This window comes from Paraburkholderia sp. SG-MS1 (genome assembly GCF_012275575.1).
Lineage (GTDB): Bacteria > Pseudomonadota > Gammaproteobacteria > Burkholderiales > Burkholderiaceae > Paraburkholderia.
Genome location: NZ_NPIH01000276.1, coordinates 92572 through 104795 on the forward strand (window position 1 = coordinate 92572; position 12224 = coordinate 104795).

The window sequence follows — 12224 nt, forward strand, 5'->3', positions numbered from 1 at the left end:
ATTTGAGGCGCACTTTTCGCGTTGCGGGTGCAGGTTGCAATCGTATTGGGCTTTGAACGCCGTTGCGACGGCACACGCTATTCGGCGATGGAGTCGCAGCTCGGCCCGATGCCAATGTATGCGATCTAGCGACATACTTCGTCCGAAGGGCATGACCAGAATGGAAGCGCTGCACCGCTGGGACCGTGCAGCGTGGAAAGCTGCGCTGCTCGACGCCCTATGCACGTGGCAGCATCGCGGCACGCCCCGCCGGGCGTCTCTCGAACCACCGCCAGCGAAAATAGGCGGCGTAGTTTCACCCTACACTTCTTATTCTAGATCGATGCTGTGTGGTTAGCTGCCCGGCCTTCGCTCTAAACGGCCGTCGGCTTTTCCTTTTCTCTCACGCGATATCGCCTTACCTCCACTAAAAGGGGGGCACTTTCCTTAAGTGTCAGTGCCGTGAGGATTGAAGCAACCGCCGACCCAACAACGAGGTATGCAGGCGCTATCTTTACCCCCGTCGACTCAATCAGAAACATAGCAACATACGGAGTGGGTCCTGCAAAAACCGCAATTGCGACGTTATACCCGATATTGAAACCACTAAGCCGACGCGCAGTGTTAAATACCTCAGTCATAGCAGTCAGGGAGGCGACCTGATACGCGGCGAAGATAGCAGCAAGAGTGATGGACGTGATCAGCGAAAGTACGACATTACTCGCCGACAGGATCATGAAGGCTGGAACAGGTACGATCATCAGGAGCAGAAGGCTGGCAAACATCGTGGGCCGCCGCCCAAAATTGTCGGATAAACGCCCGGCATACGGGAGCACGACGATGGCTGCGAGAAGCACGGCAGACATCACCCACTGAGCCGAAATGGCGTCCAGCCTTCCAACCCGATAGAGGTATGTTTGCAGGTACACCATAATTACATATGTCCCAACGGACAAGCAGGCCATTAGTCCAATTACCTGCAAGATAATGCGCCAGTCCTGCTGAAGACTGCTCGAGAGCGGATTGTGCTCTAATGCATCTGCATCCCGCAGTCGTTGGAATTGGGTCGACTCATTCAACTTCGACCGCATCCACAGCGCAATAAATGCCGTGGGTAGTGCAACCAGAAAAGGCACGCGCCATCCCCATGCGTGGAATGCTGAGTTGCCTAAACCGGCTCGCAAGCCGCTAAGGAGAAGCGAGGCAAAGAGCAATCCGACATACGATGTCTGCGGCACGATGCTTATATAGCGACCGCGTTCGTGCGCGGGCGTCGACTCGGCAAGATAGGCCGCCGCCCCACCATATTCGCCGCCGGCAGCGATCCCCTGCACGATGCGCAAAGTCAGAAGCAGAATCGGCGCGAGAATCCCTACCTGACTATAGGTAGGCAATATTCCAATCGCAGCGCTTGACACACCAGTCAGTGTCACAATCACAGTGAGTATGCGCTTGCGCCCCCAACGATCGCCAATGTGCCCGAAAAGAATGCCGCCGAGGGGGCGGAAAAAGTACGCTACTGCAAATACGGCGAAGGCCTGTAACAGATGGACGCCAGAATCATTGCCTGGGAAGAAGGCTCCGCTTAGCTCCGCTGCAACATAGGCATAGACCACAAAGTCATACCACTCGAACGCATTTCCCACCGAGATTGCAACTAGTTGTGCCGGACTCAGTTTCGATGCTGCAGACTGCGATTTCTCCACGACGTCTCCTTGCTCTGCGTTTTTTAGTTAGTCTCTAATACAGATGTCCCTCCTTACAGCCTGACGACCAGCCAGCCACAGCTCACAGATCAAGCACGAGTACGGTACTTCTGGATCCGGAGCAGCAGATGGTCATCTGGTCATTGGCCTCATGCTCGTCTTTGGACAGATACACGTCGCGATGATCGGGCGTCCCTTCCAGCACGCGCGTCACGCACTCTCCGCAGGTCCCTTCGAGACACGAATACGACACCTGGACCTTCTTTTCCAGCAAGGTATCCAGAATCGTCTCTCCCGGCTTGATCTGAAACTCTTTCATGCTTCGGGCCAGCTTCACCGTGAACCCCCCCTCGTTGGCCGGCGCCTCCTTAGCCGAGAAGTATTCCAGGTGAACCGTACCGTCCGGGCGACCCACCGTCGCGGCCTCGAAAGCATCCAGCATCGGCTGCGGACCGCAGCAGTACAGGTGCGTCGACGCCGGCACGCTTTGCGCAAGCGAGCTGATATCTAACATCTGCGCGCCCGGTTCGCCATCGAATACGAACCTGATCTTATTCGCGTACGCTTCGTCCGAGAGATGCTCGATGAACGCCGCGTGTTGACGTGTGCGCGCGCAGTACACCATCTCCCATGAGCGCCCTAGGGACTCGAGGCGCTCTGCCATGCAGAGGATCGGCGTAATGCCAATTCCCCCGGCAATCAGCACGGTATGCGACGCATCCTCGTCCAACGGAAAGTTGTTGTGCGGTGAACCGATATTCAACTTGTCGCCGACCGCCAGCGTGGCGTGCATGTAGCTCGAGCCGCCCCGCCCATTCTGACTGTTTGCCACGCCGATCACATACCGGTCACGCTCTGCCTGCGGATTGCAGAGGGAATAGCTGCGCACCATTCCGTTGGGCAGATGCACGTCAATGTGCGCGCCGGCAGTGAAGCCCGGCAGCGTTCCGCCATCGGCGCGGCGCAACTCAAACACCGAGATATCCGCCGTCTCCCGCCTCACCGAGGCGATCACCACTTCAATAAGATTAGAACTATTCATGATCTGAATCCCACATCAATTACAGTAAAGCCGGTTTGCTAGCACTTTTACCGGGTATAGCGCTGGCGTGTTTCCCGAATCAGCTCACGCAGGGCCGTTGGCACATCGCGACCTTCTCTCTGTGCGGCATCCTTGCAACTCACCCATTGCGCCAGATCCTGGTAGCCTTGCTCAGTGTGACGATTCCACTGTTTGTCCAGCGGCGTCGTGATCTCCAGACGATGTCCGCTGGGGTCGTGAAAATAGATGCTCAGAATCAGTCCTTTATGATCGGTCGGACCAATGACCGGCACGCCATTCACCTTAAGCCACTCGTACCACGCCAACACCTCTTCGCGGTCTCTGGCCTGTAGCGCAATGTGATTGAAGATGTCATAGGCCAGATGGCTCGACTTGGATGGCTCAGGAATGCCCGGCGCCTCAAAGAATGCGATGGTCGACCCATCGGCCATACGGAAAAAAATGTGGAAATACGGAATATCATCGCCGGTCGAGGGAATGCGTTCGTCAAACACCGTACTGGCCAACTCCATGCCCATGATCCGGGTGTAGAAGTCGGCCGTTGCCGCCACGTCGTGAGTGACGTAGGCTGCATGATTCAGCATCTGCGGTGTCAGCCCCGGATTGCGCGGGCGCGGTGAGTCGGGGGACGTCTGATCAGTTGCAAGTGTCTCGGTAGCCATTTGAATGAACCTTTCGTGAGGGTGTGTCCATGGTAGGCAACTCCGCTTCATATGGCTGTCCCCCACGACAGGGACACCAGTACGCGTGCGTCCCTGACTGCCTTGACGGCGCCCTCGGTCGGACTGCAGGTTTGGTTCTTCGATACGGCCGCCGAAGTCGTCCAGGCATTCTCCGATAGAGACAGACCTGCATGAGCGGCCCACGCACAGTTGGTTTGAATGTAAGCAGCGCTACAGCGCAGGACCACATAACCGGATGGAACTCACCACTGAGACTCACCGACCAACGATTGCCTCCCCTAACCCTCACTCCCGGGCAACCTCCAGTCGTTGCTGCTACCGCTGACTTCTACCCCCGTATCATGCTCATATGGGGCCACGCCTGCCGTATTCGATGGTCGTATGTCCTCCAGGTGAGCGGTTACCTCATTTCAATATTTTCTTCCGCATGACTGGCGGATCCACGCTTGCTTTTTCGACGCGCCGGGCAATCGGCCCCGGTAGTGCCGTCACATGCGGCGCATCAAATATTCACCGGTGTCGCGGTGTGCGCGAAAGATCGCGACGAGCTGATGAAATGGCAACAATTGCTCAGCACCCTTCACGGGTTAGACCAGCGGCTTGGGCTTGCTAGCGCCCAACGACCGGGTCGGGATGGCATCGCGGTAGCCATTGCAGATCTGGATGTCGGTCGCCCTCTTGCAGAAGCCGCCGCCCATCCCGACTCCCGCCCGCCGATGGAAATCAAAGTCACTACCATCGCGCCCGGCCCCATCAACAGGCCAATGCTTCAGGAAGCAGTGTCGGCAGGAAGTGGCACTCAAATATATGGGCGTAGCGTCGATACCGGTAGATCGAATCAGTGATCCCGATGAGATCGCCGAGGCGGTTTGCTATCTCGTCTCGTCCGACGCTGCCTTCGTGAGCGGCGCAACCATTGATATCAACGGCGGCATGTATATGCGCTAACAGCACCTCGTAAAATCGGTTCACACGACACGCGCATAGACCCCTGACTCGGGCGTTGAGCGGGGTCGGCAAGAATTCTGGTTTTGCCTCCACTGCGTCGCCCCATGTGAGTGATGGCGACCGGCATGGCGCCGGCCCCTTCGAACAAATCGCGCGGCTACCTGACTCCACCTGTGTCAGTGCCGCGATCGCGGCACAGAGTCGGACCTCGACGTATCGTCTAAGTCTATTGGCCAGTCGTGCCAACGGGTATCGACCGGCGCGCATTGCCCGTCCCAGGAGTAATCTAGCGCTGCCTTCATTTCTTCCGGTGCGTGCGGTAACAGTGAGCATAAGTTTCAGGAAGGCACCTGCACGATGTAAGCGATGTTGCCGGACAGTACCTGTGCCGCCAGTGCCTCCCCGGAGGGACACCCCCGTGAGAAATGAATGTCCCCCTTGGGGGGGGCAGACAACACCTATTTCCGACCCGATCATTGTCACCATGATCTATGAACTCCGCCTATACTCCGTCGCGCCCGGCCGAATGGCCGACGTGAACGATCGATTCGCCCAACATCTCCCGCCGCTGTTCCAGCGTCATGGGGTGAACTGTGTTGGACGATGGACCGCGTTGGCCGGACCAAATGCCCCTCGCTTCGTCTACATGATGGCTTATCGCGACTACGCCCATCGCGAGGAAACCTGGGCGAGCTTCTACCAGGACGATGAATGGTGGAGAATTCGCGCCGCGACCAACGCGGGGCATGAAATGGTGGAGCGACATGATTTGCTCTTCCTCAAGCCAAATGCATTGTGGGGCGCCCCAACGAGACCCGCATCGACGGTAGCAGGGTTGCACGAGTTGGTCATGCAGGAGATCGCGCCCGGACAAAATTCTGTCGCCAACGCGTTCCTGCGAGACACATACTTGCCCTTGCTTCGCGAAGCAGGAGCGCAAGTTCTCGGCCTGTTTGATATGGCCTCGGGACCGGCGATGCAAAAGATGGCATATTTCTTTGCCTGGCCAGATGCGGCCACTTGGCACGCGGGGCGCCATTGGATGGAAAATCACGCCGACATGCGCGCCGTTCTGACATCACAACGTCGAACGACCGGCACCACCTGTTTTCAGCGCAGCGAAGTCAATCTGCTGGAGGTTGCACCCGGCGTCGCGATTCGTTCGGAGTTCGGCCGCGGCAGTGAATAATTGTCGACGCGCCTGCAACCGCAAAAATGGAAGAAGAGCTCGTCGCCCTGCGCGCGCGGGCGCTCAAGGGCATGTCGCGCAGCGATCTCAAAGCAACGCTGCGCTTGCTCGACGCTTTCACGATTGACGCCGCCGGGCGCGCCGAGGAAGGTGGCCCGGACGCGGCATAAAACGAACCGGATGCGCTGGCTAAGACGGTGCCGGCCAGACCCGCGCCCACCGTCCGCAAGTCCGTGCGTTGCGCGCGGCGGCGCTGCCACCCGACGGGACAACGAGTTAAAGGTCAACATGCTGGCTGAACGTCGAGCAAACCAACGGCCAAGTTCTGGGCTACGCACTATCGGCTGTCATAGCTTAGGGTCATCGGGAACGGTAAAAAAGGTAAATCGGGCAGGTGATTTTTAAACCAATTAACTTCCAAGCGGAAGTTTTATGGTTACCTCTACAGAAGAGGTTGGAATAGCCCGGAAAGCCTGTGTGGCGGAAGGCAGCCGGAGTCGAACCGACCTGAGAACGTCTGACGTCCTCAACTGGGTTTGAAGCCCAGCCGCACCACCGGATACGAATGCCTTCCTTCGGTGATTGAACTACGCGTTATTCGATCAGCAGATCGAGCCAACGACTATCCGTGCGCATCAGGTGCAGGCCACGGTGGAAGCGAGTATACCCAACCCGGTCGAAGAATTCCAAAAGCTGGATCGCGCGCTTGCGTCCCAATCCGGTGGCATCACGAAAAGGCGCGGCCCCTACCGTGCCCGCGTTTTTCTGTGCTTCGGTCGCCGCGATGGCAGCCAGTTCGCGGATCATCTCCGGGTGATAAAAGAGATCACGCACGACCTGAAAAAGCTCGCCCTGGCGCGCGAGTTTGCGCATCAATTGACGCACACGCTCCTCGGGCACACCATGCGCGCTCGCCAGATCACGCACCCACGGCGGGTCGAAGCGCCCCGCCTTGACGGCCGGCAGCAGCGCTGCCGCGAGCGCCCGATCGGCGTCGTCGAGCGTCACGGTGTGGTGAGGCAAATGCAGCCATGGCCCGCGCTTGACCACCGCACCGCGCGCCGCCGCTTCATCGACCAGCGCGCGCCACAGCGCATCGTCCACCAAAGGTGCTGCGATTCGCCGCAAGCGCGACACGTCCGGGCCCAGTTCGTCCGGCGAGCGCTCGTGATATTGCGTCAGCGTCGATATCAGCCGGTGGTCTAACGCCTGCCACGCAACATCGGCAACCAGCAACGCATCGTGGCGAGGCAATTCGACCACGCGAGTGCCCGACGGCAACGCGAGCGCAGCCGCCGGCATGCCCGTTAGCCTTTCCAGCAACGCGCGCGACAAACCGTGCGGCGCTCTCGCGAACATCGCGTCGAGCGTGCCGGTGTCGAGCATCGTCTGGATCGCATCGAGCCACGCGAGCCGCTCGGCCGAGCGCCGTTTGCGCGACGGCGCGAATGCATCGAGCACATGCCCACCGCCTACGGTTCGATCGGCCTGCGCATTGCGCACGACGAATCGGTCACCCGCCACCGCGCACACCGGCCGCTCGAACACGAGTTGCACACGAGCGCGCTGACCGGCGCCGAGTGTTTCACCTTCGAGCAATGCGACATGCGCTACCTGATGCTGTGTGCCCAGATGCACATGCAGCGGCGCCCAATGCTCGAGCGTCAGCGGCGCATCGGCGAGCAGCGTCAGCATCACGTCGAGCCGCTCCGACGCTTGCGACAGACGCGGATCCACGATCCAGTCGCCGCGATCGATCGCACTTTTTTCGATGCCCGCCAGATTCAATGCACAGCGCTCGCCGGCACGCCCGGTCTCGGCCGGCCGATTCTGCGCATGAATGCTGCGCACCCGCACCGCCTGATTCTTCGGCGCCAGCAGCATCGTCCCGCCGACCGTCACGCTGCCGGCGACCACGGTCCCGGTGACGATGGTGCCTTGCCCCGCGAGTGTGAAGACCCGATCGACGGCGAGCCGGAACAGGCCGTCGGCGCGCTTCATATGCCACGCCTCGGCGGCCGCGTGCAGATGCGCTTTCAACGCGGCCACGCCGGGATCATCAGCGCGCGTCGCGCAGGTCTCGAACACGGGCGCATCCTTCAGCACGCCGCCGCTCACAAACGCGGCGAGCTCATCGCGCACTTCCCGCAGCCGCTGCGTATCCACGCGATCCACCTTGGTCAACGCAATCGCGCCGCGCTGAATGCCGAGCAGTTCCACGATCGCCAGATGCTCGCGCGTTTGCGGCATCACACCGTCGTCGGCGGCAATCACGAGGAGCGCGAAATCGATGCCGCTCGCGCCCGCGGTCATCGTATGCACGAGCTTTTCGTGGCCGGGCACGTCGATCAGGCCGAGCACGTCGCCGTTCTCGAGCGGCACGTACGCGTAACCCAGTTCGATCGAAATGCCGCGCGCCTTTTCTTCCTTCAGCCGGTCCGTATCGACGCCCGACAACGCCTTCACCAGGCTCGTCTTGCCGTGGTCGATGTGTCCCGCCGTGCCGACGATCATGCCTTCGCGCCCTTCAGTTGTTCGGTCAACTGCGCGATCAGTTGCGCTTCATCGGCGGCTTCGAGGCAGCGCAGATCGAGACGCAGCGCATCGTCCGCGATCCGGCCGATCACCGGTCGCGCCATCTCGCGCAGCAGCTTTTCCACCGCGAGCAGATGACGTCCGCCGCGTTTGCCGTCGGCCATCCTGACGACGAGGCCGTAGCTCGGCAGCACGTCGACCGGCAACGCGCCGCTGCCGATCTGACTGAACATCGGCTCCGCGACCACCGCATAGCGCTCGCCGAGCGCGCGCTGCAAAGCCGGCTGCACGCGCTCGGCGGCGAGCCGGATGTGGTCGGCGCCACGCGTGAGCAGGCGCAGCGTGGTGAGCCTCTCCACGAGTTTTTCCGGCGTGCGATACAACTGCAGCACCGGCTCCAGCGCCGCGAGCGTCAGCTTGCCGACACGCAGCGCGCGCTTGAGCGGATGCTTCTTGATCTTCGCGATCAGATCGCGCCGGCCCACGATCAAGCCCGCTTGCGGGCCGCCAAGCAGCTTGTCGCCACTGAACGTGACGAGGTCCGCGCCGGCTTCGACGGTTTCGCGTACGGTCGGCTCGCGCGGCAAGCCCCATTGGCTCAGATCGACCAGCGTGCCGCTGCCGAGGTCCACGGCGACCGCGAGGCCGCGCTCATGCGCAAGCGGCGCGATTTCATCGAGGCCGGCTTCCCTGGTGAAGCCGGTGATCGCATAGTTGCTCGCGTGGACCTTCATCAGCAGCGCGGTTTGCGGACCGATGGCTTCGGCGTAGTCCTTCAGATGCGTGCGATTGGTCGTGCCGACCTCGCGCAGTCTGGCGCCCGCGCGGCTCATGATGTCAGGAATGCGAAACGCGCCGCCAATCTCCACCAGCTCACCGCGCGACACGACCACTTCTTTCTTCGACGCCAGCGCAGACAGGGTCAGCAGCACCGCGGCGGCATTGTTGTTGACCACGGTGGACGCTTCGGCGCCGGTCAGTTCGCAGATGAGTTCGTCGATGAGGTCGTCGCGATCGCCGCGCTTGCCGGTGGCGAGATCGAACTCGAGGTTGGCGGGCTGCGTGAGCGCCTTCATCACGGCCTGCACTGCCTCGTCGGGCAACAGCGCGCGGCCGAGGTTGGTGTGCAGCACCGTGCCGGTCAGATTGAACACGCTGCGCAAGCGCGACGCGTTGCGCTCGCGCAGCGCGGCTTCGACCGCGGCGTGCAGGCGGGCGATGTCGAGCGCGCTGACGGATGCATCGCCCGCCTGCGCGCTGGCGCGCCACGCGTCGAGTGCAGCGCGCACCGCGCCCAGCACCTGCGTACGACCATAGTCGCCGATCAGCGCCGCGAATTCCGCCGACGCCATGACCTTCTCCACCGACGGCACACGCGCCATCAGCGCGCGCAATGCCGAGCCGCTCACATCGCTCACGAAGCAATCCCTTTGAAGTGGTGTCCGGCTGATTCTAGTCGGACCCGGACTCGCCGGCGGGCTCTTCCGCGTCGTCAGCCTGCTCCGGCCACAGCCACGGATGCGGCGACGCCCGCCGGTAACCCTCCGCCCCCATCAGCAGATCCAGCGTGAGGCTGGCGAGATCGTCCGCGAACGGCTCGAAATCGTAGTCCTTCGACTGAATGCCGATCTTCCGGTAAGTATGGCATTCGTCGCACGACTCCGCCTTCAATACGGCGTTTTTCGATTCGGCTTCCCGCGTCGCTTCGTCAGCGTCCGGCGAGCCGACCGCGTGATAGGCAATGCCTTTGGTGGAATCGCAGTTCGAGCATTTCGAGCGCACCATGTGCCACTCGGTCGAGCACAAGCCGCATTGCAGGTAGCGGTAATTGTCATATGCGCCCCCCACCCGCACGATGCTCGCCACGGGATGCGAGCCGCACACGGGACACAGCCCGAGCGTTTCGATGTACGGCACTGCACGCTTGTCGATGTCAGCGGCGAGATCGGTCCAGACCACCTGCAGCGCGGCCATGATGAACGGCGCGCTAGCCGGATCGACTTCGTCGAAGCGCTGCGCGAAGATCGCGTCCGCCTGGGCGTCGAGCGTGGCCGAGTCGAGCGTGCGCAAGCGCGCGATCAATTCCACGAGCGGCGGCGTGAGCGGACCGGCGGCTTCGAGCTTGTCGAGCAACTGGCTCAGTACCTTGCGCCACGCGGGATCGCGAGCGCCGGAGAGCGCCGGAATCAGCGGCATCGAGTGTTGCTGCGCGCTTGCGATCAGTTCGGGGCTCGGCGGCTGCGCCTTGAAGCCCGCGATCACCGCCTGCTGCGCGTCGGCCAGCACGGCCATCAGGCGCAGGTAACCGGCGATCGGATTGTTGAGACCCGCGAGCTGGCGCAGGCGCACGGCGCGCGGCGCGAACACCGCGAGGCGTTCCGGCATGCGGACGCGCGGAATCGCCGTGTGATCGAGCGCCTCGATGTCGCCCGCTTCAAGAATGCGTTGAACCACTATATCGACCTCTAAAAACTGAAGAGCCGCCGCGCTTCGTCGAACAAAGGCGGCGGCTCGGTGTGCAGGGCGCTGAAACGCGCTACCTTATTTGCCGATGATTTCCTTGAACCAGTTCGGATGATGCTTGCGTGCCCAGCCGTACGTGACCGTGCCGCGCGTCATCGCGCCGATCGAACCCTTCACCCACAACGCCGCATAAATATGCACGACGATGCCGACGATCAGCACGAACGCCGTGGCCGCATGCACCAGCGCCGCGAGCCGGATGACCCCGATCGGGAAATAGAACGAGAAGTAGCGCCGCCAGATCACGATGCCGCTCGCGAGCAACAACACGAGACACACCACCATCGTGAAGAACAGCAGCTTCTGACCGGCGTTGTACTTGCCGATCGCAGGGAGCTTTTCCTCGCGATTGTTGAGCACGTCGTCGATCTGTTTCATCCACTGGATGTCGGCCTGGTCGAGATAATTGTGATGCCAGAAGCGCAACGCAAGAATCAGGAACGACACGAACATCACGCAGCCGACGAACGGATGCAGGATCCGCGTCCATTGCCCGCCGCCGAAGATCGCATAGAGCCACGACATCGCCGGATGAAACATGGCGAGGCCGGAGAGCGCCAGCAACACGAACGTGATCGCGGTGATCCAGTGATTCGTGCGCTCGTTCGGCGTATAGCGCACGATCAGGCTATTGCCCTTCACGTCCTTCAGCCCGGTATGCTCAGGGTGCTTCATTGGATGCCTCCCTCGAACGGCGTGCTTCGTCGGCTTCGCGTTGTGCAACGGCTTCGTCTTCCGCCGTCACCTCGTTCGGACCGACGCGCGTGTAATGGAAGAACCCGGCCACGGCTGCGAACGCAATACCCGCCAGCGCCAGCGGCTTGGCCAGACCCTTCCACAGCGAGACCATCACGCTGATCTTCGGAGTGTCCGGCAGACCGTGATACAGACCCGGCCGGTCGGCATGGTGCAGCACGTACATCACGTGCGTGCCGCCCACTCCGGCGGGATCGTACAGACCGGCGTTCTGGAAACCCCGCTCCTTCAGATCCACAATCCGGTCCGCGGCCTGCTGGTGCATGTCCTCCTTGGTGCCGAACATGATTGCACCGGTCGGACAGGTCTTCACGCAAGCCGGCTCCTGGCCGACCGCCACGCGATCCGAACACAGCGTGCACTTGTATGCACGGTGGTCCTTCTTCGAAATGCGCGGTACGTTGAACGGGCAGCCGGCGATGCAATAGCCACAGCCGATGCAGTTTTCCTCGTGGAAATCCACGATGCCGTTCGTGTACTGCACGATCGCGCCAGGCGCCGGACAGGCTTTCAGGCAGCCCGGATCCTCGCAGTGCATGCAGCCGTCCTTGCGGATCAGCCACTCCAGATCGCCTTGCTCATTCTCGTACTCGGAGAACCGCATGACGGTCCACGAGTGCTCGGTCAGATCGGCGGGGTTGTCGTAGACGCCGACGTTCACGCCGACTTCGTCGCGCAGATCGTTCCATTCCATGCAGGCGGTCTGACACGCCTTGCAGCCAATGCACTTCGACACGTCGATGAGCTTGGCGACGGTACCCGTGACCGGCTCACGCGCTTGCGGCGCAGGCACGGTCGTGGCGGAGATACGTCTGATATCCAGTGATTGCAGTGCCATCTCT

The 12224-nt window shown here is 61.4% G+C and carries 11 protein-coding genes and 1 tRNA gene; 3 read left to right on the top strand and 9 right to left on the bottom strand.

Translation table 11 applies throughout. The annotated features are described in order from the left end of the window. Positions 1 to 353: 353 nt before the first annotated feature. From CIC12_RS29050 to CIC12_RS29060, 3 genes are all read right to left on the bottom strand, one after another. On the bottom strand, positions 354 to 1685 hold the full coding sequence (locus tag CIC12_RS29050; RefSeq protein ID WP_168669390.1) for an MFS transporter: 1332 nt from the start codon (positions 1683 to 1685) through the stop codon (positions 354 to 356). 82 nt (positions 1686 to 1767) lie between these two features. After that, positions 1768 to 2727, bottom strand: a complete 960-nt coding sequence (locus CIC12_RS29055; RefSeq protein ID WP_168669392.1) for a PDR/VanB family oxidoreductase — start codon at positions 2725 to 2727, stop codon at positions 1768 to 1770. A 47-nt stretch (positions 2728 to 2774) separates the two neighbouring features. Next, complete coding sequence (locus CIC12_RS29060) at positions 2775 to 3410, bottom strand: VOC family protein (RefSeq protein ID WP_238812948.1); 636 nt, start codon at positions 3408 to 3410, stop codon at positions 2775 to 2777. An 813-nt stretch (positions 3411 to 4223) separates the two neighbouring features. Here CIC12_RS29060 and CIC12_RS33470 point away from each other — a divergent pair. The 3 genes from CIC12_RS33470 to CIC12_RS29075 all read left to right on the top strand — a co-directional run bounded on the left by CIC12_RS33470 (position 4224) and on the right by CIC12_RS29075 (position 5738). Next, positions 4224 to 4379: an SDR family oxidoreductase gene (locus tag CIC12_RS33470; protein ID WP_342030584.1), complete on the top strand. Its 156-nt coding sequence runs from the start codon at positions 4224 to 4226 to the stop codon at positions 4377 to 4379. A 484-nt stretch (positions 4380 to 4863) separates the two neighbouring features. After that, complete coding sequence (locus tag CIC12_RS29070; RefSeq protein WP_238812949.1) at positions 4864 to 5568, top strand: NIPSNAP family protein; 705 nt, start codon at positions 4864 to 4866, stop codon at positions 5566 to 5568. Between the two features lie 26 nt (positions 5569 to 5594). After that, positions 5595 to 5738, top strand: coding sequence for a hypothetical protein (locus CIC12_RS29075; RefSeq protein ID WP_446728048.1), 144 nt, complete (start codon positions 5595 to 5597; stop codon positions 5736 to 5738). Positions 5739 to 6046: 308 nt separating this feature from the next. Here the strand turns inward: CIC12_RS29075 and CIC12_RS29080 are convergent. The 6 genes from CIC12_RS29080 to fdxH form a co-directional block, all read right to left on the bottom strand. Continuing rightward, positions 6047 to 6142 (bottom strand) — tRNA-Sec (locus CIC12_RS29080). 20 nt (positions 6143 to 6162) lie between these two features. Then, positions 6163 to 8082, bottom strand: a complete 1920-nt coding sequence (gene selB / locus CIC12_RS29085) for a selenocysteine-specific translation elongation factor (protein ID WP_168669398.1) — start codon at positions 8080 to 8082, stop codon at positions 6163 to 6165. Then, complete coding sequence (gene selA, locus CIC12_RS29090; protein WP_168669400.1) at positions 8079 to 9521, bottom strand: L-seryl-tRNA(Sec) selenium transferase; 1443 nt, start codon at positions 9519 to 9521, stop codon at positions 8079 to 8081. Before selA ends, selB begins: the two co-directional genes overlap by 4 nt. Positions 9522 to 9555: 34 nt before the next feature. Then, a complete protein-coding gene (fdhE, locus tag CIC12_RS29095; protein WP_168669401.1) occupies positions 9556 to 10557 on the bottom strand; it encodes a formate dehydrogenase accessory protein FdhE in 1002 nt (333 codons plus the stop codon). Between the two features lie 87 nt (positions 10558 to 10644). Further along, positions 10645 to 11301 (bottom strand): formate dehydrogenase subunit gamma, encoded by a 657-nt coding sequence (locus CIC12_RS29100; RefSeq protein ID WP_168669403.1) that lies wholly within the window; start codon positions 11299 to 11301, stop codon positions 10645 to 10647. Beyond that, a complete protein-coding gene (fdxH, locus tag CIC12_RS29105) occupies positions 11288 to 12220 on the bottom strand; it encodes a formate dehydrogenase subunit beta (protein WP_168669405.1) in 933 nt (310 codons plus the stop codon). The genes CIC12_RS29100 and fdxH overlap by 14 nt, the downstream gene beginning before the upstream one ends. Between the last annotated feature and the right edge of the window lie 4 nt (positions 12221 to 12224).

Excerpts from the sequence above, each read along its gene's own strand:
- fdxH (WP_168669405.1), bottom strand. The coding sequence starts at position 12,220 with ATGGCACTGCAATCACTGGATATCAGACGTATCTCCGCCACGACCGTG.
- CIC12_RS29100 (WP_168669403.1), bottom strand. The coding sequence starts at position 11,301 with ATGAAGCACCCTGAGCATACCGGGCTGAAGGACGTGAAGGGCAATAGC.
- selB (WP_168669398.1), bottom strand. The coding sequence starts at position 8,082 with ATGATCGTCGGCACGGCGGGACACATCGACCACGGCAAGACGAGCCTG.
- CIC12_RS29070 (WP_238812949.1), top strand. The coding sequence starts at position 4,864 with ATGATCTATGAACTCCGCCTATACTCCGTCGCGCCCGGCCGAATGGCC.
- CIC12_RS29055 (WP_168669392.1), bottom strand. The coding sequence starts at position 2,727 with ATGAATAGTTCTAATCTTATTGAAGTGGTGATCGCCTCGGTGAGGCGG.
- CIC12_RS29060 (WP_238812948.1), bottom strand. The coding sequence starts at position 3,410 with ATGGCTACCGAGACACTTGCAACTGATCAGACGTCCCCCGACTCACCG.
- CIC12_RS29075 (WP_446728048.1), top strand. The coding sequence starts at position 5,595 with ATGGAAGAAGAGCTCGTCGCCCTGCGCGCGCGGGCGCTCAAGGGCATG.